The sequence below is a fragment of the Streptococcus mitis genome, assembly GCF_047465045.1.
Lineage (GTDB): Bacteria > Bacillota > Bacilli > Lactobacillales > Streptococcaceae > Streptococcus > Streptococcus mitis_DT.
Map to the genome: position 1 here is coordinate 265,216 of NZ_JASHAR010000001.1, position 26,143 is coordinate 291,358.

The following is a 26,143-nucleotide window of genomic DNA, read 5'->3' on the forward strand; positions in this document are numbered from 1 at the left end:
TACCTCGTTTCTTTCTATCTTTATTCTACCGCGCTTTTCTTTTCTTGTCCGCTATTTATATCTATTTTTTAATCTAATTCAAAAGAAAGTTGTTCTTGCTTTTCTTTTCCTTTTTCGTGGAATTGTCTTAATGCCTGATCAATAATATCTAAATCCGTTTCTGTTTCAATCAATGGCGCGAGTACATCGTATTCGGCCTTTTTAGTTTGATAATCCTCTTCCTTTGGAAAATTTTTCTCAATTTCAACTTTAGCAGTAGTCCATTTATCCTTTAATTCATCCAATAAGTTCTGAGTTTTCACTTGGTCCTCTTTAATATGATCAATCGTATGCTGAAGCCTTTGAATTGTCCCCAAAGGAGAATACAAATCTAAACTGACAGAATACTGATTTTCTCCTACAATCTTAACAGAGAAGGTTTCAGGAAGAGGTTGATTTATTGGTAGACTAAGCATTTTAATGTCAAATCCTCTATAGCTTGCTAGGGTACGGAATTCTTTGCTGTCAGCTTGATTATGACGGATAAGACGGTGTAGGGATTCCCCTGCTTCAGATCGTTGATCAAAAGCTTGCTTACCTACCGTCATAGAAAATGCCTGGTCTTTCGACATTTCAGACTGTTGAATGTCTCCTTCATATTTGCTTAATCGTTTCTCAAGAATAGGCATATTTTCTTCACAGTAAGAGATTGTATGACGATAGTGATCCTTGCTACGTTGAAAGGCGCGTCTTTGATTTTCTAATAGAGTTAGATCATTCTCTAGTTCCATCTTATATTTGAGATAAGGATTACCTGTTGCTAGTGCCTTAAAATCAGAAGCTGTCATGGTCTGCTCATCAATGTCTTCTGCAGCACGAATCGGCTCCTTAGAAGTCATAATCTGCTTAATATAACGGAGTTTGTTCTCCTGAGTTGCCCATAGATAATTATCAAATGAACCTTTGGTAATGTAGTGGTAAATATCCACTTCCTTGTTTTCATTTCCCTGTCGGATAATACGTCCATTGCGTTGCTGAATGTCACTTGGTCTCCACGGTACATCCAGGTGATGAACTGCTTTCATCTTGCTCTGAACATTTAAACCTGTTCCTCCTTTTTCAGTTGAGGCAAGAAGAATCCGCACCTCTCCTGCATTGACCTTTCGAGACAAGCTATTCTTCTTTTCATCACTATTGGCATCATGTACAAAGGCAATTTCCTTACTAGGGATTCCTCTATCAACTAATAAAGCCTTTATTTCAGAATAAACATCAAAGCCATTATCCTTTTTCTTAGGTGTGCCAATATCTGAAAAAATCATCTGAGTAGCCTTATTTTCCATTCCCTCACGATAAATTCTTTCAACATTATCCACTACCTGAAGCAGTTTATGATTGTCTGCTAGACTATAACTAGAGTCCAATAAACGCATATCAATAGCTAGTTTCCGTGCCTCACCTGTTATCTTTAACATGTTATCCTGACTCGGATCAACTGTTCCACATTTGACCATATCTGACCTCATAACTAATTCTTCTAAATAGAGTTTCTGGTTTTCAGTTAACTCACTCTCAATAGGGATAATATGGGCTTCTGGAACAGGTAAATCCAACATATCTTGTGTTTGAATGTCAGCTGTTTCTTTATAGATTTTCATCAACTCAGGTAGATTGACAAACTTTTTAAATCGTTTCTTAGGCTGATACTTATCCCCTGTAGGAGCTAATTCCATAGAGTTTTGAATTTCTCCAAAAGCACCTACCCAAGAGTCAAAATAATCAACTTGATAGCGTTTTAAGATATCGGGTTGAATATAGTTCATCATAGTATATAACTCACTAATAGAATTGGAAACAGGTGTTCCTGTCGCAAAGACAATATTTTTAAAATCATGTTCTTCCTGAATCTGTCGAACCTTCATTTCCATATCCACGTTCTTCTTAGAAGTTGTATTGGTAATCCCTGCTACATTCCCAAGTCCAGTAATTGGACGAATATTTTTAAAGTGATGTGCTTCATCCACAAAGAGAAAATCAATTCCTAAGTTCTCAAAATCAATAAAACTATCACGATTAAAGCGTTGCAGTTCTTCCAATTGTTTCTCTAGACCACTTATTGATTGCTCTGCTTCTTTAACAGTATACTTATTTTCAGAATGTGTTTTAATCTCTCGTAGTTCATTAAGTTTATCCTCGATATAGTTCATCTGTCTTTCCTTACTGACAGGGATTTTTTCAAATTGAGAATCCCCAATGACAATAGCATCGTAATCTCCTGTAATAATACGTGATACAAATTGTTTTCTTCTCGCCTTCACAAAATCTTTCTTAGTGGTCACAAAGACCTTTTTAGTAGGGAAAAATTTCATGATTTCTTGACCAAATTGAGCAGACAAACTAGAAGGTACTACATACAAGGGCTTATGAACCATCCCCAACTCCTTTAATTTAAACCCAGCACCAAGCATGGTCAAGGTCTTTCCTGAACCTACCTCATGAGCTAACAAGGCTCTTTTTTCTTCTACGATTCTTTGAATGGCATTCTCTTGGTGAGGGCGAAGGCTGATGTTTTGTGCCAAGCCATCAATGACTAGATGGCTACCGTCATACACTCGACTAACCGTCCGATTATAAAGACGATTATAGCTTTCCTCAATGACTTGTTGGACTTCTGGATACCGTAAGACAAATTCTTGAAAGAGCTCTTGTAAATGCTGCTCTTTTGCTCTTAGAACAGAGGTTTTTTCCAAATCTGTGATGGTCTTTTTCTTTTCTCCTTCCGTAATAGTCATAGTAATCGTCGGTTGGTTCGAATTAAGTAAATTCTCAAAAATCTTTCTTCCTGTATCATAACGTGACCCACTAACTCCAAGACTACTATCTTTGGCACTTGGATAGCGATAAGCAAATGATGTCCTTAAATGAACCTGCCCATCAACATGATTCACTTCAATGACTTGTTCAACATCTGGCGAAGACAATTCAAATTCACGATTGGTAAAACATTCAAAGGCAAATTTACCATAAACGGATTGAGGAATCCAACGTGACCCTATTTTAAACTCAATATCTGCAAGATGAATCCTTGGAGGGCGAACAGATTCTAATAAATCTAAAGCATGGCTCCAATCATATTCTTGGTTGTTTTCCTCCACTAATAGTTGAACTACTTCTATCTTATTGAGAATGTCTCCTGATAAAAACTGGTTCTTAGAAAGATATTTTCTTTCCCCTCTTAAATAGCTTTCTGGATCTATTAAAATCTGGTCACCCAACTCATCTAAAATAGCAGCTTGGCTATGTTCAGGATAAATTGATACCATATAGTCTAAATCAACCCCTCTACCATCCGATAAACTAGAGTTTAAGGCATCTAGAGCCGTTGAAACTCTTGCAATCACTCTCTCTGGCCTAACCAATGCTTTCTCAAAGGCTAAAGATTTTTTATATTTTACTTTCTGACTTTTAGAATCAATGTATTCATCTTCTAAACTTGCTAGTAAAGAATACTTATCGTCACTATCAAATAAGTTCCGATTGACTGAGGCATTCAAGTATCCAAATTGACTTACAAAGCGGTCATAGTCACGATTCAATTTGCCAAGCAATTCCTGAAAATCTGTCCGACTATAATCTGGATGGCGTTGAATTTCAATTAAGGATTGATAGGTCTCTCTCAAATCAACCATGCCCTTAATGCGACTAATATCCTTATCCGATAAGGGACTTTCATAAAAGACAGTTTTTTTGAACAAGCCCTTATATTTCCCTCTTTTACTCGCTTCTTCTGACTTGTATACATCTAGTGCTTCCTCATCTGTCAAATGAAGTTGCACGAACCGATCTATTTTATGTTCAGACAAAGAACTGTCCCAGGCTTTAAACTCTCCCTTCTCGTCTACATAATAACTAATTTCGTCTACTTTTGAACTTTTCCGAATGCCATGCGTATCTCGGTAATAAATTTGATTTCCCTCATATCCAAAAGAATAGAGCGCTAAGTCCTCACGTATACGACTTGGAATAGAATTATCCACTTCTTCTTGGATAAAAACAGGTGCTTTAAAAGAATTGTCAATTGGTTTAGGTACTTCCACATTCTCGAATGCTTCCATAATGTCAGTAGCTAATGTTTCTGATACCCCCTTAACATTGAGAGTTCCTCCATTAAAATTACGTACCTCATATTGACCCAAAACTTGTGTATTGTATTTCCCATCAAAATAAGGATTGATCCAGACACGCTTATCCTCCTCAAAGGCAATAGAGCCACTAAAGACAAGTTCCTCTTCATTAAGATTCTTTGCTTGATCCTTTTGAAAGAAGAGGAGGTCTGTGGTCACTCGAGTACCTGCAATCTTTTTAAAAGCCGTATCTGGCAACCGAACTCCCCCTAAAAAATGAGTGTTGGATTTAATCTCTTGTAAGACATTATCAGTCCGCTTATCCATTGTCCCGATAGATGAGATAATCGACACTTGTCCTCCATTTCTTACTAAATCAAGTGAGTGTTTGACAAAGTAATCATGAATCATATAAGGTTTTTCATAGTTTTTATCTGCAATCCGAAAATTTCCAAATGGAACATTTGTTAAGACTAAATCAAAACTATTATTTTGATAGGGAACTTCTTCAAATCCTCGAACTTCAATATGGACATTTGGATGGAGTTGTTTTGCGATTGCGCCAGTCACACTGTCTAATTCAACCCCATAGAGTTCTGATTTATCTCGTATACTTCTAGGCATAGCCGCAAAGAAGTTTCCAGTCCCCATAGAAGGATCTAATATCCTTCCTCCCTCAAAACCATCAACCAGTAATTTTTGCCAAATCTGGCGAATAATCATTGGGTCTGTATAATAGGCTGTAAGAGAACTTTGTTTCATGGTGGAGTATTCTGATTTACTTACTAAGCTCCTAAGAGTTAAACGTTCTGCTTCATACTTTGGATTGAGTTCATCAAAAAATTCATTGGCAAGACCGCCCCAGCCGACATACTTGGCTAGTAGCTCTTGTTCTTCTGGATTCGCTTGTCGTCCCTCTTTTTCTAATCTTTTAACAAGTTCAATTGCGGCGATATTCGTTTCAATTTTTTCTCGATTTGTCTTAGGATAAAAGTCCTCTAAATCATCTGGAAAAACAAAATCTTGAACGGGGACATCCGTCTCTTCTATACCTGAAATTAAAGGTTTTGTTTCCTTATCCTTTTCCTTTTCATTATCCTCTTCCAGATAGGAAAACAAATCTATTTCCTGGCTTTCACTTGGTGATTCAATCTCAATGTCTGAATCTTCTTTTTCAAGTTCTACATGAGACAATACTTGTTCAATCTCTTCCAAACTGTTCAAGTATAAGATAGGATTCTCTTCAAATAACTGGTTGGAATCATTGAATAGCTCTAGGCGAACTAAGTCATTTAACTGTGCATTTTCAATCGAAACCAACTGAAATACTTGTCCTTTATAACTTACTTGTGAATTGATTGGATATTTCCTCAAAGCTTCTTCTACAATTTTATCTACTTTAGATAGGGAATGAACTTCCACATTTTCTTCTACCTGGTCAATATTATCTAAAGGTAAGACTGCTTTCTCTACTTGCTTAGACTTTTCTCTTATAGCCTTTACTTCATCAAAATGAGTAATAATCTTCAGCTTTTGTGTCAGTGGTAGTTGTTTGTAGTTTTCTTCATGATGGACAAAATCCGTAACAGTATCTAAAGTAGCCATCAATTTTGAACCCAAATAGGCTAGAACATCTCCTTCTTTTTCTTCAAAATGAATCTCAAGAACTTCTTTTGTTAGTTCTTTGGAATCAACCATTAGAAGAAACTCCTCTATATCTCTACTAATGCGGTCAGATAGATTATTCGCAACCCGATAGACATTGACTAAATTGACATCCTGATTCTGAAGACATACAAGCTCACTTAATGGTTCTAACTTCTCTTTTTCAGATTGGATGTAAAATCGAGTGGAAAGATTATAGGTTGCGACTTCTAGCACCAAGTTTTTCTCAAAATTACTTAATTGAGATAATTTACTTAGACCTGCTTGTCCAAAATTTCTTGTGTAACTTTCTAAATCTTGGTCATTATTTTCAGAACTAGCCTCTAGGAAAGAAATAATATCTTGATGAAACGAATACACATGAGGTATCTCTTCTATCTTGCCCTCTTCAGCCAAAAAACTCTCTACCAAGTCCTGCCATTTCTCATCAAAATGTTGCGCTTGATAACGAAGAAATAGGTCCATTTTCTCCCTATCTTTTGGAATTGTTCCACGAAACATAGCCAATAATTTCATTACTTCCATACTCGCTCCTTTCATCTATACGAAAATAGGAGAATCACATGATTCCCCTACAACTCTATCTCCATTTCAACCTTTTGAGGACTGGTTTCTAAATCACTAGACAAAAGAGAAATAGAATCTGTTCTCATGTAGTAAGTATATAAGTCTTCTAGGTCTTGTTCGTTTTCAATCCCTGTTTCAATACTAATAAGAGCCTGTATAAATTCCTTGTAGTGACTCTCCATCATATTTGAAATCTTTTGTTTCATTTCCATAAATACTGAAGACGGTTCAGTTATACTTGTTTGGTCTATGTCTTGTAAATCCTTTTCTAAGGGATTGGTTCCTTCTTCTACTTCCACTAAATCTGAACGTCCATCACCATCAGAATCTGCGCTAAGAGGATTGGTTCCTAGCGCCAATTCTTGAGCATCAGTTAATCCATCTTGATCCGAATCACGTTGATAAATGGCTTCCATATACTTCCTTCTTTCCTAGTTAATCTTTTTTCACTCCAATCCTACCAAATATTCCTTGAAAGAAGTATCACAACAAAAAAAAGAGAACGAGCCAAAACTGCGTTCTCCTTAAAATGTAAAACATTACTATTAAAGTAAAAAAGACGACTTACAGAACCTGTAAGCCACCTAGTCAGTCGGTTTATTCTGGTGTCTGCCACCGCTTGCCCCTTGAGATTTCAAAAACTCATACATATGTTTTGCTCGTTCAAACTCATCCCCACCAAACTGACCAATTGCTGGTAAAATAGTAGTCTGAAGTTGAATGACTTTTGGGAAATAAAATTGCGGATTGACATACACCAATTTTTCTTACTTGTTCTTATACTTTTGATAGGAGACTTTCAAACCTGTATCATCTGGTGTTTCACCTATAACATCACCCGTTAGAACTCTTGTCCCCTCAATCGCACGGCCATTATGAATGGAAGATAAGGTTAAGCGACTCTCATTCTCTCCTTTTCCGTTAGTGAGAATAAAAAAGGAGGACTTCTACACTTTGGCGTAAAAAGTCCTCTTTAAGAAATGTATTCTTTTTCTATTATATTATTTAATAACGCATAAAAATTTTCCTAAACAAAATATCTTACTTTCACACGATAAAAGAAATTCACATACACTTATATTTCTATTATCATGTCATGATATTTCATATTTTTATCTCCTTACATCTTTAAATCTCCTTTATTTTGATTTTTCAAATATGAGTATCTCTATGGATATTTACAAATATATAACATTGTCAGCTATCGAATTTAAAAATTCTTGGTCATGTGAAACAATGAATATTATTTTCTTATCGCTTTTACATTCGTTGATCAGATGGGATATGTTCATCATATTGCAATAATCCATTCCACTAGTAGGCTCATCAAAAAACATAAGTTTAGATTTTTTACATAGTACAGATGCAATTGCTACCCTTTGCTTTTGTCCACCTGACAAGCTCATTGGATGACGATCTTTTGATTCATATAAATCAAGTTTTTTCAGAATATTTTCAACATAACTACTTTCAATATTTTTTATTCCAAGACTTACTTCACTTGCAATAGAATCGGTAAAAAGCTGATGATTAACATCCTGCATTACAAGGGATGATATTTTTAGCCTATCTGATTTTGAAAGTCTTTTGCCGGCCAAATAGATTTCATCATTCGATTTTCTTTCTAAGCCTATAAGGCATCTGAGCAAAGTGGATTTACCAAGTCCGTTTGTTCCTACTATGCCGTAAATTTTTCCCATTTCAAAAGAGAGGTTTTTTAAATGCAATTTTTTATCTATGCCATTAAACTTAAATTCAATGTTTTTTACTTCTAAATTTCCCTTATTTTGATTTTCGGGTACTGTAAGTTTTACTCTATTCTTATTTCTTAAACCTAACTTCTTTAGCTTTTCAGACGGTATTTTCATAAAATCTATTTGAGTATATTCCTTTTGTATTTCCCCATCTTTAATCAAAAAAACTCTATCTACAATATCCATTAGATAAAATATTCTATGTTCTGAGATTATAAGAGTTTTCCCCTTATCTTTAAGTTTTATAAGCATTTCTTTTATGATTAAAATGTTATCTTCATCAAGATTTGATGAAGGCTCATCTAAAACAATGATTTCCGTTCCAGATATATAACTTGCAGCAATACATAAAATCTGCTTTTCTCCACCCGAAAGCTTAAAAATATCTCTATTTAAAAGATGTTCTATCGGAAACAAATCCAACATATCATTTAGTCTTTCATCCATTTGTTTTTTTGAAAGTCCTATATTCTCCAAATAGAGAAGTAATTCAAGAGTAGTATTTATATTGAAAAAGTGTGTCTTTGGATTTTGAAATACATTTGATACTAAGAGCGATATTTCGTATAATTCGAGGTTTTTAATATCTTTATTATCAATCCTGATGGTTCCACCCATAGAAGCTCCATCATATCGTACAGCTAACCCATTGATAGAATTTATAATTGAAGATTTTCCGCTACCACTTTTCCCAGTAAATAATACACATTCTCCTTTTTTTACATCTAAAGAAATGTTTTTTAACACTTTAGGAGAATTTCCATAAGATAGAGATAAATTTTCAATTTCTACCATAAAGCTCCTCCTATAACCATAATCAGTATTGAAAGCACATAAACAAAATCAACTGTTTTCGTTTTGACGGATATGTACCTTGTTTTTTTAACAGGATTTTCAATACATTTTGTTTCTGCTGCCTTTGCAATATCATCAGAAATATTAGAAGATACAACAAGTAAAGGCACAATTACATACTCGATGTATGAAATTGGATTTTTAAATGTAATACCTCTTATTTTCATAGCAAGTTTTATATTGTGACTTTCTTCCCTAAATGAAGGAAAAAACCTAAACATTACAGCAATTGGTATAGAAACAGTACGAGGTAAATTCATTTTATCCATTGAGGATATTACACTTCCTACATCCGATGTTTTTAAAAAAAAACTTCCCGCACTAAATGGAAGATAAAACATCTTACATACAGCAAATAGCATAAAAAACATCATTAAAATAGCATCCATATTTCTAATTACATCAAGATTAGGTATCAAAGAAAGAACCCCAAAAAATAATATGTTTTTTAAGGCTTCTTTCTTAAATCCATTCATTAAAAAAAGAAATGAAATAAGAAGCACAATTCCCCATTCAAAATAGGTATTTACTTTATAAAATACAGCAAATCCAAGTGAAAAACTTACTAAAATTTTACTAATTGGATTGGGATTATATGGATTGTCTAAAGAAACGAGCATTATACAATACCAGCTTTTTCGAAATGCTTTTTCAAAAAGACTTTACCGATATATGCGCCGAGTATCCCGCCGACAACAGCACCGATATATACTAATACCATACTTCGATAATTCAAAAGTGCTATGAGCTTCATTATATAATCGTGACCCATACCGCCTGTTTCCGCCAGTTTAATAACCTTGTCTTTAGCCAACAAAACTTGCATAAGGAAACCACAAATCCAAGTGTTGAATACGGCAAATGAGAGCATATTAAATTTAAATGATTTATATTCTCCTTTTTTTCTTAAAAGTTCCGCAATTGCCATACTGATTACAGCATGTATCAATATTACATATGTATTTCCCATTGCAATTGCTAAAAGACTACAAATCAACCCAAGTATAAATAATCCCCATGATTTTTGAACTTTTGCCATAAAGAGCATTATAACTATTCCTGTTATAATGCCTGCCAGTGTAGGGTATGCCAAGTATAAAATCGGTACAATACCAATCATTCCCGAAGCAAACATAAGTACAAAATATATTACTGTAAATACACCTATCGTAACTAAATCTTTAATTCTTAATTTTTCCATTTTTATATTTTCCTTCTAAATAAGTTTTCACTGAATATTTGATTTTCTAAGCATTGCTTTATAAAATTCCGAGCTTTTACAAAGTTCTTCATCTGTCCCTATCGCTTCAATTTTTCCGGCATTTAATAAAACGATTTTGTTTGCATTTCTTATTGTTCTTAATCTATGAGCAATAACAATTGCCGTTTTTTCTTTTATAAGTTCGGATAAAGCCTCTTGAATTAGACTTTCATTTTCAACATCCAGAGATGCTGTAGCCTCGTCAAGCAATATGATTGGTGCGTCTTTTAGTATTGCCCTTGCTATTGAGATTCTTTGTCTTTCTCCGCCTGAAAGTCTTTGTCCGTTTTCACCTATTACTGTATCTATTCCATCCGGCATTTTGTCTATAAATTCATAACATCTTGCTATTTTAGCCGCTCTTATAATCTCTTCATCTGTAGCATCTTTTTTACCGATTTTTATATTATCTTTTATGCTTGAATTAAAAAGAGTAACATCTTGGAAAACGATAGAGAAATTTTTAAGGAGTGTTTCCGGATCAATTTTACCGATGTCCTCTCCCCCTATCAAAATCTTTCCTTTATCTATATCCCAAAATCTTGCAGCAAGCTTGGTGAGAGTTGTTTTTCCGCTTCCGCTTGAACCGATTAGCGCAGTGATTTCACCCTGCTTTGCAGTAAAGCTCACACAATTTATTACAGAATAATCATCATATCCGAAATAAACATCCTTGAATTCAATATCGTAATTTTTAATGTCAATATCTTTTTTGCCTTCTTGAACAGGCGTTGTCTTTATTTCCTTTATTCTCCCTACAACCGCATCAAGAATAACTATCATTGACATAAAGGTGATTATTCCTTCTATAGGAAGATAAATACTTGCTGTAAGCATTAAAAATGCGATATAAACCAGCGCACTTACCTTCCCTGCCATAAGCATGTTGACGCCGATAACGGCAACACTTATAATTCCAAGCTTTAAAATTGCGGTAGCTATTCCTGTAAGTGTTCCGGCAACAACTTCACCTTTCGTCTTCTGTTTTGTGGATGCATTTAATTTTTCAAAAAAATCATTTAACATCCTATCTTCTAAGTTGTAAGATTTTATTTGCTCTATCTGCTCTATATTTTCCTGTAGATTATCAAAAACCTTACGATTATCATCTATCCAGCATTGTACTATTTTTTTCTGACTTTTCTTTGATAAAAATATAATTAGAATAGAAATGGGAATTACCCAAAGGGCTGCAAGTGCAAGTTTCCAATTATAGAAGATAAGCATTAAAGCAATAATACTTGTGGATATAGCCGTTGAATATATATGAGGTACAGCATGAGAAAAAATTGTTTCATATAAGTTCATGTCATTCATCATGGTTTCCGCAAGGTCTGCCAAATCTCTTTTACCAAAATAAGAAAGAGGTAATTTCTTTAACTTTTCCGCTAACTCAATTCTTGAATTTGCACTCTCGTTGTACACATTGGTGTAAAGTCTTACATAATCCCACCTCGCTATTAAGAACATCACAATCATCATTACTACAATTAGTACAATATAATGAACAGAAGTAAAATTGTAACTCTCAATACTTTTTAAAATGCCTATATACTGAAACAGAAACATAAAACCGATCATTGGTGCGAACAATTTAGTTAAATTAACAAGCGTGTGTGAAAATATGGCTTTTTTTAAGTTAAGAGCGCCTTTTTCTGACATCGCATATTTTTTCATAAAATAAGAAACCATATGTTTAACCTCCTATCTTCCAATTTACGGATTTTTGATATTCTTCCCAAAGTTTTTTGTAATGCCCACTCATACCTATTAAATCTGAATGCTTGCCTTCTTCTACAATTTTCCCCTTATCAATAACAAGAATTTTATCCGCATCTACTACTGTAGATAATCTATGAGCAATCATCAATGTTGTCTTGTTTTTTGATAGCTTCTTAAAAGACTCTTGAATCAAATGTTCATTTTCAGGATCTGCAAAGGCTGTAGCTTCATCTAAAATGATAATATCTGCATCTTTCAAAAAAGCTCTCGCTATAGAAATCCTTTGAGCTTCTCCTCCTGAAAAATATGTGCCTTTAGTTCCGTAAACAGTATCAAGTCCTTTATCTAAATTTTCAATAATATCTTTAGACCCTGAATTGATTATGGCATTGTCAATTTCTTCATTAGTTGCATCAGGCTTTCCGATTAAAAGATTATCTCTTAAACTCATTTTAAATAGTTTAGAGTTTTGAAAAACAAAAGCAATTTTTCTCATTAAAGCCTCTTTTTCAAAATCTTTTATATTAATTCCTCCAATATAAATTTCACCTGTTTTAATATCGTAAAATCGTGCAGCAAGCCTTGCGATAGTAGTTTTACCACTGCCTGACGATCCGACTAAAGCAACTCGTTCTCCTTTATTCACCTTAAATGAAATATCGTCTAATACATTTTCATCTTCATAAGAAAAGCTTACATTTTTAAACTCTATCCCAACATCAGAACTTGTTTTATTTCCATAAACAAAATCATCAAACTCAAGTATATTCTCAATTTTATCTAAAGCAAGTTCCGCAAAATAACTGGATTGTGTAATCGTCGCAGTTCTCATAATAAAAGTAGCAAATGCCGGTCCTATTAGGAAGTAAATAACAGAATCTGCAACTACATTAGATAAGTTTCCATTAAATTTTATTAAGAGTAATGCCACAGGTACCAAGAAAAATGCCGTCGATGTAGAAACGGTTTCAAACCACGACATTTTATTCATATAACTCATAGTAAGCTTAAGTACATTGTCTTTTACTTTTATGATTAACGAATATAACTTATCAAAGCTCTCAACACTTTGTGCAAATGTTTTAACAACAGGAATTCCTCGAACATATTCCACTGTCTGAGAAGATAAATTGGAAAGTCCTGCATAATACTCATCTTTCATTTTTTTTGTTTCGGCTGTCATCATAGATGACATCAATGTCATACCGATAATCATCGGTATCATACTGGCAAGTCCTAACTTCCAGTTAAACACGAAGAAAAATACAAGTAGGACGATTGGCGATATAATGGTCATCGCCATATCAGGAAGTTGATGCGCTAAAAAAGAATGGGTTTCAGACGCTCCGGACACAATTACATTTCTTATCCTTCCGCTTTCTTTGTCATCGAAATACCCAAGCGGTTTGTTTATTAGTTTTGTTACGGAAGTCTTAATAATGTTATCTTCTACTTCAAATGCAAAAATATGGGATAAAATTAAACCTATTAGGTATATGAATAGCCCCAGACCGGCAAAAACTGCTGCATAAATTGAATTTTCCTTTACATAATCAAAATTCACCATCCCATTTAAAATTAAGTTATTTACAATTCTATGAATATATACCATAGGCATCAAAACCATGACACCTGATACAGCAGACATAACCATAGCAATATAGAGTAAAAAACTTTTTTTACCACCGTAAGCCTTTAGTCTTTTCAGTATTGATTTCTTCTTATTCTTCACTGAACAACTCCTCCTTTTTCTTAAAATTAGCAAACCCTATAAATAGCCTTTTTAGACTGATTTTAGAGGCTTGTTTTCAAACTCTTTTGCAATACGCATAGTTTTTCTTGTTTTTATCAGTTATTTATTATATAATAAATGAGGATTTCAATCAATTAGATATGGCTAAATAAGTCTATTCGGGATAATGTCTATTCGGGATAAAATATAAAGCACGGAGGTATAATATGAGTGATTTTTATAACTTTGTTAAAAACTTTTTTTCTACAGATGAATCTATCGATAATACAAAATACTCCACTGTAGGACATGAATTCCGTTTTAGCACGGATAATGCAGAAGGCATATATTGGTTTTACGAGGGCGATAATTTCACTATTGATATTTATGATGTTTTCATAAAAAAAGAAATTATCCATACAAGTTTTTCTGGTTTGAATAATTTCTATTCCCTTTATTTATCTTATTTAGTTACAGCAAACGGTGAATGTTTTAATCCTTATCAAAATCTTTCTTCAAATTCACTTTTTACTATAAATACAAAAAATTCTAAAGACTATAGGTTTATACTTCACAAAAATTCTCCTTATTTAGGAATCGGTATAAATTTCAATCTGTCCATGATAGAGCAATGCCTGTCCTCTTATAAGAATAAAGTCTGTAACTATGAAGATTTATTTTTTAATACCAGCATTATAATAAACAAGCCTTTAGAAAGAATCGCAAAAGATATCCTTAATTGCAAGATGGCATCTCCTGCTGCTGAAATCTTTTTTGAGTCAAAGGCAAAGGAATGGTTAAGTATTACAATAGACTCTTTTTTAAATAAGTACAGCAATCCACTATCTATTGCCGATGATGAGGCTTTGAAAAATGTCGCCAATTATATAGACGATCATTATGCAACATCTATCTCACAGGATACTTTAGAAAAAATATCCACTATGAGCGGCACAAAACTAAAAAAGTTATTTAAGCAAAAATATCAATGTACAATTACAGAATATACTCAAAGACGGAGAATGAATATGGCGGAATTACTCCTACTGAACTCTACCCTTAAAATTCAAGATATAGCAGAGGCTGTAGGATATTCCTCTCACAGTAAATTTAGTACATGCTTCAAAAAATATAAGGGATTTTATCCCAAAGACATAAAAAAATATGCGAAAAATAATCTTTCTGATTAAATACATAAGGATTTAACTTTGGGGACGGTTGAGTTAGACCTTATTGGAAAATGTTAAAGTCATAATTGGTAAACCTAAATAAATTATACGTTTAGGTCTTGTTATTATCTTGTAAAATCAGTAAAGTAGCTAATTCTACTATTTTTAGGGACTTAGTCACAAAGAAAATCAAACAGTTAGACTGACTGTTTGAGTATGAAAAAAGCAGATAAAAAATCCCTTGAGTAAATAACTTAGGGGATTTTAAAGGTTGGGGTAGGGTATTGAAAAGCTCGTACAAAGTATAATAAAAATCCCCACCAAATATTGAAAATCTATTGAAATGTATTGAAGTTTATTAGCAGAATACATAAGTGGAAAGCTTGATTTTAATAAATTTAGAAGATTATTGAAAAAGAAATATCACACTTTCATTCTTATTAAAATCCTTATAACTGTATTTTGAATGATTTTCCCCAATCAAGCATCCCTCTCTCTTATAAAATATATACATTCAGTTGTATGAAATGTAATGTTGTTCTTATCAGACTTGAAACTTTTACTAATCCAACTATTTATCTTACACATTTAGTTTAAACCTATAGTATCCTATTTTCTTAATATTCTACAGTGTAACACTGCATTTATATTATAACGCTAATATGTTCAGAAAAGAAATACTTTGTAAGTCAATGTCTGTTATAACGGAAATTGTTAGAGATGTCTATCATAACAGAAATTGACATAATGTCCATAACTTTCCTGAAGATAAATTATGTAATCACAAACTATTTCATATCCAATCTAGTATATGTTGTTTGGAGCATATCATCAACAAAAAAAGAACGAGCCAAAACTGCGTTCTCCTTATAATGATAAAAATATGTTTTATACCACAAAAGATATGTAAACTAATCTTTTAAATAATAAAAAAGTTCCGACGTTTGTAAATGTTTTGAGTAAATTGAAATTACTTTTTGACCTTCTGGAAATACTGTCTTTCTCTTCAAATCTAATAAAGATTGAGGAACAATTTTCCTTGATGTCTCTTTCAATGTTAATGCTAGTATCTGTTTTCTTGTACGTAGAGCATAATCAAACTCCAAATACAAATAACGTCCTGAACCAGTTAGATGAACATGCTTTCCCAATAACTCCTCAATAGATCCTAAAACTTGTAACTTTTGCATCGTGGTTCCATCATTTTTTATTTTCAACTCATCAATTATGACATGACTATTTAAACAATCGTCAAAGAAACTGCCTGCACCTTTTCGGTAATCAACACCACATAGGTGCATGAAATTAGTAGGTGAAAAATGAAGTTCAACACTTTCTATTTCTGTTTCATAATACATGATTTTGCCAACGAAGTGTTCTTTAAAAAAAGAAGCCGCAATTTGTAACTGAGTAAAAAAACGCTGAAGTTTTATTTTTTCGGTGTAATTTGGATTACGATAATCTCTAGAATTTGCCATATTTTCCTCACAAAAAAGGTGGTTTACAGAGTCTGTAAGCCACCTAGTCAGTCGGTTTATTCTGGTGTCTGCCACCGCTTGGCCCTTACGTCCAAGATTGCTATCGGATTTCGTTCTGGTGTCCGCCACCGCTTGGCCCTTATGTCCAAGATTACTATCAGATTGACCATGAGCCGACTACTCATCTACACTATTTATTCTACCTGAAAATGGTTAAAATTTCAAGTGTAAACTCTTCTATTTCGTAGTATAAGCAAAACTAATGGCACTATCTGCTTGAGAGATTTTTCTAAAGGTATAGTTAGGGTTGCCACCATAGTTGGTTTCAGACACAAGGAAAGAACCGTCATCATATACTTTCTCGACAAAAGCCACATGACCGTAGATGGCTGGTGTGCCATGTGTACCTCCCACAAAAGAAACAATGGCACCTGCTCTTGGTGTAGAGCCAGTTTCCCCACCAAGACTTGAAGCTGTCGCAACCCAGTCCTGACCATTTCCCATAGTATTAATGATTGAAATCTTTTCTCCATTTCTACCTTTTAGCTTTAATCCTAACTGGTTCATACGAGCCGCAACACCCCATGTACATTGTCCATAGGCATAGGCCATACCATCTCCACCACCAGGAACAGAATGATCATACAAGTCCCCACGAACCCCTTCAAGGGATTGTGGGTCACTTTTTGCCTGTCCTCCATTTGTTTGACTAAAGCCTTTTTCAATTTGATAATACCATTCCGTTGCTCTAGTTTGTCTTTCCAGTAGTTTGTCACCAGAATTTCCCTCCCAATAGGTAAGGAAGAGTTGGGCTAGATTGGCTGCACTACCCGTATTTTTAAAGAAATCCTTTAGCCAACTTTGATAGTAAGGACTATCCCCATGAAGCATAAAATCAAGTTGGAGGTCTAAATCATACCATTTCTTATTTTTGCTACGTGCATAATTTAACAAAGCTGTATGACGTGTTGAACCATCTGCAGTATCCGTCCATTGACCTAACCCCAAACCTCTATGAAGGATATTAGGATAAGCACCACTATAAATGGCTGGCCCTCCTATCGCTAACCAGCTTTCATCATCCCATGAGGAATCGGTAGCGCCAACAGGAGGAGATAAATAATCTCCTTCAGCTCGTTTAGGATTGATAGAAGACTCTACCGACCAATTTCCTAAAATAGCCGCAATGGCTTGGGGACTTGCCCCTTGAGATTTCAAAAACTCATAAATATGTTTTGCTCGTTCAAACTCATCTCCACCAAACTGACCAATGGCAGGTAAGATAGTGGTCTGAAGTTGAATGACTTTGGGAAAATAAAATTGCGGATTGACGTACACCAATTTTTCTTTCTTGTTCTTATACTTTTGATAGGAAACTTTCAAACCTGTATCATCTGGTGTTTCACCAATAACATCACCTGTTAGGACTCTTGTTCCCTCAATCGCACGGCCATTATGAATAGAATACAAGGTTAAACGACTCTCATTCTCTCCTTTTCCGTTAGTAAGAATAACATCATCTCCGTCAAGAGATACAACTCCATCCATTGGTGCGACAATCGTTTGGTGAGCCTTCGCTTCTAGTAGAATGTACTCCTGAAGAGTAGGTTTTCCGTCTAAATCATAGTATCCATAACGATAAGTCATGGTTAGACTATCTTCGTTGCTTTTCCCCTCAAATGGATTGTCCAATTCCTGCATGGAAGCATAGACACCTTCTTCTTTTAGTTCCTTTATTTCCTCTTGATCGTCTTTCGATAGTTTATACTTAGGAGTTTCATAAAGGTCTTGCATGGATTTCAAATCATCCCCATCGTTTAAATCATGCCACAAAGTAGACAGATAATCCTTGTAAGTTTCGGAACTAAATAAGTGAACTGGTTTGTTTAACTCATAGTCATGGAATTTAAAGTTCATATACCCCATCACATCATCAACTTTTGTGTAATAGGTAATGCCTTTGTCATTTGTACGAGTATGTTCTGCATCTTCCCAAGTTAGGTGGGTATAAGCTTTTGTTAATTCAAATTCATCTTGTTGAATCAAACTAGCAGATGAAAATCCTAAAAAGAAGCTCATCATAAGTAAGAGAAGAAAGACTAATCCTCCAACTATCCATGTTGCAGGATTTCCAGCCGCAAATGTAAAGAAGGAAAAGGCTGCTTTTAGTTTTTGATAGATATTTCGGACACTTGTAAGACCTTGTTTCTTTAATTTTCGAAACCGATTTTTAAAGGAGCTTGGATTATCTTTCGCTAGTTTCCATCCTTTTCCATCCTTAAAATGATGGTATCGCTCTTTTGTGTTGGTCAGTCTTTTCTTGGTAAAACGACCTGTTGCTTGTCCTGTTTTGACACTAGCTTTCCCAATGTTATAAGAAAGCCGACTGTAGCGTTTCCCTTTTCTAATGGTCTCTTGAAGTGTGCGATAGCCTTCTAAATCTTCATTTTCTGAAGCTAACTCTCCTCCTTCACGTCCAAGGACATAAAGAAAAGTTTTGGCTTTCCTACTGACTTTTTTGGACTTATAGGCTTGTTTAGTAGATTTTAGATTCTCTTTTGCGGCCTTGACTTCTTTCTTAGCTTTTAATTCTTCTAAACTCTTCCCTTGAAAGAAAAAATTAGATTTATGTTTCAGTTCCTGACCATAGAGAAATTTTTGATTGGTTTTTCTTTCTTTACGACGCTCTTTTCTTTCTTCTTTTGACTGTGCCTTTGCTTCCTTAAACTGCTTCTTGGCTATTTTCATTCGTTTCCTAGCATGAGGCAACCGTCTGTCTCTTAATTCTTTGCGATTCAAAAGAGATGGAGGACTATTTTGAAGGATGTGATTGTAATCTTCATTTGCTTGTTTTACTCTAGCCTTTGATGCTTCTCTCATCTCCTCTAGCTTTTCTTTTATCTCTTTTTTCCATGCTTTTTCATCCAGTACAGCGGAATCTTTTTTCTGTTTCCTTACCTCCTTCTTTCCTTTTTTCAAGAATTTCTTCTCATCTTTTAGACTTCTTCTAAATGCCTTTCGGGCACGTATAATTTCTCTTTTATCCTTCATTTACCTTCCCCTTAATTAGAAGCCATTTTATCAGGATCCGTACTCATGATATCAAACAATTGAGTACCTTGAGGAATCTTATTTTTAAAGGGAACGACAACTGAACCAGCTTTTATTAGTCCTGCCCCTTTTTCTGGATTGACTAGGTATTTTTCGAGTTCTTTTGACAAACCTAAGAGTTGAACTAGTTCTTCTCGGTCATTTTTTGCTTGCTTGAGGAGAATCATAAATTCACTATTTGCAATAATCCGTCTACCGTTTGGATCTAACAATAAGGTTTCGACGTTTTGGGTTATCCCAGTCGGACTAGCTCCATATTTTCTGACACGACTCCACAATTTAAAGAAGAAATCACTGGCATATTTATCTAATAAGAGAAGCTGCATCTCATCGAAATAAATCCAGGTCTTCTTCCCTAATTTTTGATTCCGAACGACACGATTCCATATCTGATCAAAAACAACCATAAGGGCGATTTGTTTCAACTCATCTCCTAACTTCTTAACGTTATAAATCAAGAAATTAGATCCAGTCTGAATATTAGTCTTATGAGAAAAAATGTCAAGAGAACCTTCGACATACAGTTCCATATCAAGTGCCAAATTCTGCGCTTCTTCTTCTGGTTGTTGACTCAAGACAAAGACCCATTCTTCCAAAGAAGGCTCTTTAAATGACTGATAGGTGAGTCTCGTAACTCGGTCGATAATCGATTTTTCTCTTCCATCCATTTTCCTATCCAATAACTTGCCGATAAAGGATAAAAGAAATTCTGATTTTACCTTTACAGGATCTTCATCCATATTTTCATCAGACAAGTCAAGTACATTGAGATAGGTTTGGGAATCTGGCGCAATATCAATCATTTCCCCACCAAAAGCCCGTCCAATAACACTGTACTCTGCTTCTGGATCCACAATGATAATTTCAGTATTTTCACCAGATTCCTTGATTTTGGTCGTGATAATCTCATGCTTGGTTGCCATCCCTTTCCCAGCTCCAGATGTCCCTAAAATCAGACCAGACGGTGTATTTAATAGGCTACGATCAATTGTAATAATATTACTTGAAATTTGATTGATACCGTAATATTTCCCACTACGGTCTTGTAAGTCTACTGAAGTCCATGGAGAGTTCACTGCTACATTAGATGTTAATAAACTCCGTGATACTCCCTCTAAAAAATCACAACCAAATGGCAGCAAACTATTAAAGGCTGCTTCTTGCATATATGGAAGTTTATCAATCATTAGGTCATTTGAGCCGGCCACTTGTTGAATCGTGTCTAGAGCTTGTTTAAGTTCTTCTTCATCCTGACCAAAAACACCAATCAAAAAGACTGTTTGAAATAGTTTATCTCCTGTCTCTGTCATGGTTTTTAAGAGTTCCTCAGCTTCATCGATATTGCTTTCTAAAACATGGCCTACTTTTTCCAAATAGATACCTGTACGAGCAAGTTTTTGTTGTTCCCCAATCTTTTGGGATTCCATCAAGGTCTTCTTTGTTCGTAGTTTCTTCATAGCATCCGCCTTGGTCGAACTTTGAGCATGGAGGCTCACAATCAATTCCAAATCTCCTTGCATGAGGTCTCTGATAAACTGATCTCCTAACTCCATACCGTAGTCTCTGACATAGACAATCTGCAATAAGCGGTCATTGATTTGTAGGTAATTCTTGTTTTTAAAATCCAAGAGATTAGGTGCTATGAAGTGACGAGTTGTCTGACCAGATCTCGTTAAATCACGGTAAGAAAAAGGAAGATGGTGTTCTCCTCTAAGCATATCTGCCAACAAGTTGACACGCTCTTCTCCAGCCAAGGATTCAAATCGTGCATCAATTTCTGAGAAACCACTCTTGAAATATTCTCCTATTTGGGACAAGGAACGATAGGCTTGTTTGGGATTAGAATCCTTTCTTCCAAAGCTAATCAGTTTCACAGCTGAAAAGTTATTTTCCCCACTGTCTAAATTCTGATTCATCATCCGATTCAGTTCTTTACGATAGGTATCATACCCATCTTCTTTTTCCTCATACAGAACACTCTGTCTAAACTTTTCTAAATTCAATCTTTTATTAAAGATGGTCAATTGGAAGTTGGTTTGGTCATCTAGGGAGTTAATCAAATCAGAATACTTCTCAATGATTGCGCCCTTATCTTCCAAACCAACGGTCTGATAATTGACATCACCAAGTAAATAGCTTTGTGAGAAATAATCTTCTTTCACCTGCATCAGACCATTTTGATACAGGGCTTGATAGGAAAGAGTATTAGCCGTTGATGGTAACACTTCCTCTTTTTTTCCTTTAACTACTTCTTTCTGATTAGTCATTGAAGTTTTTTGTTTCTTTAATGTATTTGATTTTCTTTTCATGTTCAGGTCCTTTCTTTCCTGTAATTGTGCGTAGGGGAACCGTTAATTCAAAATGAAGACGGTATTTCAAATAATGTTCAAAATATAAATCATTGGGTTTATAGACTCCAAAAAGCATGAGGGGGATGGTAAAAGCAAACACAAAACCGTAAACAAACCAATCTCCAAATTGCCAGAAAAAGAGATTCAAACCCAAAACAATAATTGTGACAATAAAGGCTGGTAAAACAAAGATGATTTGCCTTGTAGTGAAGCCTAACCAAGCCCTGTGTTGGTATTTTGAGATGTCTTTAAAGACACGTGTATTCATGACTTTCCTTTCTAAAAAGGCTAAGAAGCAATCACTTCCTAGCCTTTATCTAATTACATACCTAAGATTGAGCGAGCCGTACGTTGAGAACCAACGAGGGCAATAATCAGTAAGATAGCTTGTATTAAACTACCAAACATAATCGCAAGAGATTGCAGGACTCCTGCACCATTTGAAACAGCTATTTTCCCAGCAGATTCAAACAAAGGAACAAGAGAAACAATCAGAAAAATGAGAACCCCTTGTACCGCATAGACCATAATATTTTTTAAATAGCCAATACCAATAGACTTCCACTCATCACTTAAAAATGTTGGAATCGTAAGAGGGGCAAATGGAATCATAAGGTAGAGTTGAATAAATCGAATAGATACCAAAAGATTGACCATAGCTGCACTTACTATCCGAACTAGCCAGATAAGGAGGGCGAAAAAGCCCACAATCATGCGGCCAATAAATCCTGACCCTTTTAATCCAGAGATGGTATCATACTTTGCCCCACCGTGAGCCACAATCGAGGCCACTTGTTCAATGGCGTGACTCGCAATCCCGATGATAGCTTCTACAATGACGGTAGTGTTGGTAATTACAACTGCGACCATAATATAACTAATCAACATCGGCGCTAATGCTTCAAAGGTCATCGCTCCACCTGAGTTAGCAATTTTCTTTGCCATCTTCGAAAATTCTAGGATGAGAACAACTGATAAAATCGCAACTCCAAGAGGTTGCATGACACTTTTAGTAATACTAGACATATAAGTCCAAACTGTTGGATTGTAGCTAGATAGGGATTTAATCAGATCTACCGTAGATTGTAAATCCACATTAAATCCTTCAAATAAATTTTCAGCTGATATTTTTTCAGATGCAAGGTAAACAAAGGGTGAGACTAAACTAAGATTCATGTCATTGTTTATCCTCCTAAATTGAAATCTGAGTTACAAAGGCTCCAGCAGCCCCGACCATAACTCCACCGACAATTTCAAGAATGGCATTCCGAACACCTGGTCCACCATCTTTAATATTGGTTGCAAGGTTGACAATCCCCACAACAACGAGAAAGGCACCAACCGCAATCAATCCCTTCTGTAACAAAGACATAGCTTGTGCAAACATGGCACTTGCGTCTACTCCATAAACAAAACCTTTAAAATGCGTAATCATCTATTTCCTCTTTTCTATTTTTATTTTAAACTAGATTCAAAAGTTAAATCACGAATTCTAAGGCCTTCAAGATGATTTTCTTGTCTTTGATTTAAAGGATTGATTTGATAGTTCCACCACCGTTCATCGCTTTCTTGATTGGCTAGGTACTTCCAGTTTGGATGCTTGGTTGAATTGTATTTTTTGCTTTTAAAGACAGGCATATTGGCAATTCGAACCAGGCATTCATGCCGTTTCATATTTCCGACTTCATCAGGTGTCATTAAATCACGAGCAATCTTTTGATGAGAAAGGGATCCTGAACCTGTCTGGCCAAAGGAACGACTAGTATTTCGAACATCAATGGTTTGTTTACCGAGTAAGCCACTCATAAATTTAAAGGTATCTTCATCATTACCACCTAAGTAGACTAAGCTATCACAGTTCCCAAGAATGGTTTTCCAAGCTTCTTTTTCTTTATAGAGCCCTTGAAGTTGGGCAATATTTTGTAGAATAGGAACGAGACTCATATTCCGAGAACGGACTGTTGAGGTTTGTTCAGCAAAATCTGGAATTTCTCCGATATTTGCGAACTCATCTAAGTAGACTCTCACATGAAGAGGTAATTGCCCCTTAAAATCAATATCTGCTTGTCTTGTTAGGGTTTGAAATACAGTTGAAAAAAAGAGAGCTGAAAGAAAGCGAAAGGTACTATCGTTATCTGGGATAACTAAGTAAACCATTGATTTTTCCTGGCCCCATGTCTTCATATCAAGGGTATCTCTTTTGGTCAAATCCATGACACTTTGAATATTGAAGAGGGCAAATTTAGAAGTGGTTACAGCTATAACAGAATCCAGAGTCTTATCCTTATAATTTTGAAAATCTGCCCAATTTCGCATGGTAAAATTTTCAGTTCCATACTTTTTAGCATAATTTTCAAATAGAATTTCTAAGACACTTTTTTCTTGGTTTTCACCCTTGGATAAGTGTTTAATGAGTTTTGAGATTTCAGCAAAACTTGGATAACGCCCACGTTTTTTTCGCTCTTCCACTTCTTTTTTTTGACGTTTCAACAAGTTTTGGTATTCCTTTTGACTTAAACGACTTTCTTCTATGAGCTGTTCTCTTGTTTTAGGTGGATTATAGAAATCGACCAAGTAGGAGGCTAAAGCTCGAACCAGAGTCATAGAAGCTTCATCCCAAAATGGATCACTACGGGAGCCAGAGCCTTTGGTGTTATTGAAATAAACCGTCAGCATACGATTCAAATCATTTTCTGTCTCTATATAGCGAAAAGGATTGAAGCCATCTGAGTTCTTCATATTGACTAAATCTAGCACCTTTACTTGGTAGTCATGTTCTAAAAAGAGTTTGCCTGTTTTTTCGGCCAAGTGATCTTTAGGATCCACTACAATATTAGAACTATTCATTTGAATCAGATTGGGTTTCACAAAGCGAAATGTCTTCCCACTTCCTGAACCTCCAATCACCGCAATATTCTTATTCCTATCGTATTGGGCTGGTTTTTTATCTAATAATGTCAGACGAACATCTTGTGCTAAGATCGTATCATGAGAAAATTCCTTACCGTAAAAGAGCTTCTTTTCTTTTAGAGTTCCAAAACGGGCGCTCCCGTATTCTACCCCTTCTCGGTATTGTTTTTTGCCAGTCTCTAAATAAAGATAAACCAGCAACATCATCAGAAAGCCTAGTAGAAAAAAAGCACTTGATTTTCCAGTAAAGGAAACATTCCATGGCGACTGAAGAACTTCATCTTGACCTTCCATCAGAAGATGAGTCCATTTATCTAAGCTATTTCCAGTATAGGAATCATACAAAAGCGTTAAACGATGAAAAAGATAGCCTAGTAAGATACCTAACAGTGAGAATAGTAGGAATTTCTTTCCACTGTACATCATCTCACCATCTCTTTCTGTTTGACGGCTCCTTCTTGTCTAAAGGTTATTTGGGATTTAGCTTCATCAATTGCATCGTCTAATGACTTATCCATGGTAAAATCAGCTAATTTCTCCGGATCATTAACCATTTTTTCTAACAGATGGTCTAAATGATTGTCTAGAATCGAACGGTCTTTCGTGTAGAAATGTAGAGAATCCCCTTGCCAAGCGATGGCCAAAGGAATCTCTTCTTTTTCTAAAAAAGCTTTAAATTTCTCTATATCAATTGGTTTGTCTAAAAAATCTTTCTTCAGATTAATCGTATCAATCGAATAAGGAGATTGTAGCAATTCTTCTAATTTCTGCACCCCTATCTTATAGGCGGAATCCTGTGCTAAAGCCTGACGTCTAGACCATTCTAGAATCTTTAAAAGACTTTTTACAGTAAATAAAAGACTACGCTCAGCATATTGAACTGCCATTCGTTCCTGTTGTTCAGAGGACATCTGATGCCTCCTTCTTAACAAATAGCAGCTTTCCTTCTTTATAACGATAAGCTATCAATTTCTGACGTTGCTTAATCGACTTGATAACCTGCAGTAGATCTCTCGAATAAGGTTCTCGAAGAGTAACTTCTACTGCTTTCCCATCAACGATACCAACACGTTTAAATTCAATGTAGTCTTTTTTGAGATGTCCTAAGCCCATACCAAAGGGAAAGTGATGAATCAATTGGATGGTACATCCACCTTTATTTCCCATTTGTTTCAAATCATACAAGTTTACTACCTTCATGATTAACTCCTTTATCTAGTTTGTCGCATCGTTTAAGTCTGGTAACGATAAACTCCGTGTCTGTTAGAAAATTCTCACACACGTCTTGTGCCAGTTGCCCTTCACAGGGTAATACTCTCAGTCCCTACTTACACAGGCACGCTAATCAAGACGGAGTGGATTCAATTTTCAAAGAACAGGTAGCTTTATTATAGATAAGAGTAGTTGAAATTTTTATCACATTTTTTATTTTTCTGTAGAGCTAAATTCATACTAAACAAAGATT

General features: G+C 35.1%; 18 protein-coding genes and 1 pseudogene. 2 read left to right on the plus strand and 17 right to left on the minus strand.

The window, feature by feature from the left end; translation table 11 throughout:
• Positions 1-68: 68 nt before the first annotated feature.
• The 8 genes and pseudogenes from QM409_RS01315 to QM409_RS01350 all read right to left on the minus strand — a co-directional run bounded on the left by QM409_RS01315 (position 69) and on the right by QM409_RS01350 (position 13,659).
• Positions 69-6,293, minus strand: a complete 6,225-nt coding sequence (locus tag QM409_RS01315; RefSeq protein WP_414304896.1) for a DEAD/DEAH box helicase family protein — start codon at positions 6,291-6,293, stop codon at positions 69-71.
• Positions 6,294-6,340: 47 nt separating this feature from the next.
• Positions 6,341-6,751: a thrombospondin type 3 repeat-containing protein gene (locus QM409_RS01320; protein WP_125328479.1), complete on the minus strand. Its 411-nt coding sequence runs from the start codon at positions 6,749-6,751 to the stop codon at positions 6,341-6,343.
• Positions 6,752-6,952: 201 nt separating this feature from the next.
• Positions 6,953-7,267, minus strand: a pseudogene (locus QM409_RS01325) (CHAP domain-containing protein); the annotation flags it as partial.
• A 246-nt stretch (positions 7,268-7,513) separates the two neighbouring features.
• Positions 7,514-8,884, minus strand: a complete 1,371-nt coding sequence (locus QM409_RS01330; protein WP_070481752.1) for an ABC transporter ATP-binding protein — start codon at positions 8,882-8,884, stop codon at positions 7,514-7,516.
• Entirely contained in the window at positions 8,878-9,567 is a 690-nt protein-coding gene (locus QM409_RS01335; protein ID WP_219335869.1) for an energy-coupling factor transporter transmembrane component T family protein, read from the minus strand. The genes QM409_RS01330 and QM409_RS01335 overlap by 7 nt, the downstream gene beginning before the upstream one ends.
• The gene (locus tag QM409_RS01340) at positions 9,564-10,151 is read right to left on the minus strand and encodes an MptD family putative ECF transporter S component (RefSeq protein WP_049510000.1); all 588 of its coding nucleotides are present in this window, start codon (positions 10,149-10,151) and stop codon (positions 9,564-9,566) included. The genes QM409_RS01335 and QM409_RS01340 overlap by 4 nt, the downstream gene beginning before the upstream one ends.
• A gap of 21 nt (positions 10,152-10,172) precedes the next feature.
• Positions 10,173-11,897 carry an ABC transporter ATP-binding protein gene (locus QM409_RS01345; RefSeq protein WP_125393984.1) on the minus strand — a complete coding sequence of 575 codons (1,725 nt, stop codon included), beginning with the start codon at positions 11,895-11,897 and terminating at the stop codon, positions 10,173-10,175.
• Positions 11,898-11,901: 4 nt separating this feature from the next.
• On the minus strand, positions 11,902-13,659 hold the full coding sequence (locus QM409_RS01350) for an ABC transporter ATP-binding protein (RefSeq protein ID WP_125328477.1): 1,758 nt from the start codon (positions 13,657-13,659) through the stop codon (positions 11,902-11,904).
• A gap of 227 nt (positions 13,660-13,886) precedes the next feature.
• On the opposite strand from QM409_RS01350, the gene QM409_RS01355 reads away from it, so the two are divergent.
• Positions 13,887-14,849, plus strand: coding sequence for a helix-turn-helix domain-containing protein (locus QM409_RS01355; protein WP_414304895.1), 963 nt, complete (start codon positions 13,887-13,889; stop codon positions 14,847-14,849).
• 890 nt (positions 14,850-15,739) lie between these two features.
• On the opposite strand, the gene QM409_RS01360 is transcribed toward QM409_RS01355, so the two are convergent.
• A complete protein-coding gene (locus QM409_RS01360; protein WP_070481759.1) occupies positions 15,740-16,306 on the minus strand; it encodes a PBECR4 domain-containing protein in 567 nt (188 codons plus the stop codon).
• Between the two features lie 18 nt (positions 16,307-16,324).
• Here QM409_RS01360 and QM409_RS01365 point away from each other — a divergent pair, with 18 nt between their 5' ends.
• Positions 16,325-16,513: a hypothetical protein gene (locus tag QM409_RS01365; RefSeq protein WP_001860875.1), complete on the plus strand. Its 189-nt coding sequence runs from the start codon at positions 16,325-16,327 to the stop codon at positions 16,511-16,513.
• Between the two features lie 30 nt (positions 16,514-16,543).
• Here the strand turns inward: QM409_RS01365 and QM409_RS01370 are convergent, their stop codons facing one another.
• Genes QM409_RS01370 through QM409_RS01405 form a run of 8 tightly spaced genes read right to left on the minus strand, consistent with a single transcriptional unit; the run spans position 16,544 to position 25,878 of the window.
• On the minus strand, positions 16,544-19,357 hold the full coding sequence (locus QM409_RS01370; protein WP_414302714.1) for a phage tail tip lysozyme: 2,814 nt from the start codon (positions 19,355-19,357) through the stop codon (positions 16,544-16,546).
• A gap of 11 nt (positions 19,358-19,368) precedes the next feature.
• Positions 19,369-21,726, minus strand: a complete 2,358-nt coding sequence (locus QM409_RS01375) for a VirB4-like conjugal transfer ATPase, CD1110 family (protein WP_414304894.1) — start codon at positions 21,724-21,726, stop codon at positions 19,369-19,371.
• A complete protein-coding gene (locus QM409_RS01380; RefSeq protein WP_001097589.1) occupies positions 21,677-22,036 on the minus strand; it encodes a PrgI family protein in 360 nt (119 codons plus the stop codon). Before QM409_RS01380 ends, QM409_RS01375 begins: the two co-directional genes overlap by 50 nt.
• Before the next feature lie 53 nt (positions 22,037-22,089).
• Positions 22,090-22,944, minus strand: a complete 855-nt coding sequence (locus tag QM409_RS01385; protein WP_001054256.1) for a conjugal transfer protein TrbL — start codon at positions 22,942-22,944, stop codon at positions 22,090-22,092.
• A gap of 16 nt (positions 22,945-22,960) precedes the next feature.
• Entirely contained in the window at positions 22,961-23,203 is a 243-nt protein-coding gene (locus QM409_RS01390) for a hypothetical protein (RefSeq protein ID WP_000627865.1), read from the minus strand.
• A 20-nt stretch (positions 23,204-23,223) separates the two neighbouring features.
• The gene (locus QM409_RS01395) at positions 23,224-25,101 is read right to left on the minus strand and encodes a VirD4-like conjugal transfer protein, CD1115 family (RefSeq protein WP_264351473.1); all 1,878 of its coding nucleotides are present in this window, start codon (positions 25,099-25,101) and stop codon (positions 23,224-23,226) included.
• Positions 25,101-25,589, minus strand: a complete 489-nt coding sequence (locus QM409_RS01400) for a hypothetical protein (RefSeq protein ID WP_000093677.1) — start codon at positions 25,587-25,589, stop codon at positions 25,101-25,103. The genes QM409_RS01395 and QM409_RS01400 overlap by 1 nt, the downstream gene beginning before the upstream one ends.
• A complete protein-coding gene (locus tag QM409_RS01405; RefSeq protein ID WP_044791545.1) occupies positions 25,579-25,878 on the minus strand; it encodes a hypothetical protein in 300 nt (99 codons plus the stop codon). The genes QM409_RS01400 and QM409_RS01405 overlap by 11 nt, the downstream gene beginning before the upstream one ends.
• Between the last annotated feature and the right edge of the window lie 265 nt (positions 25,879-26,143).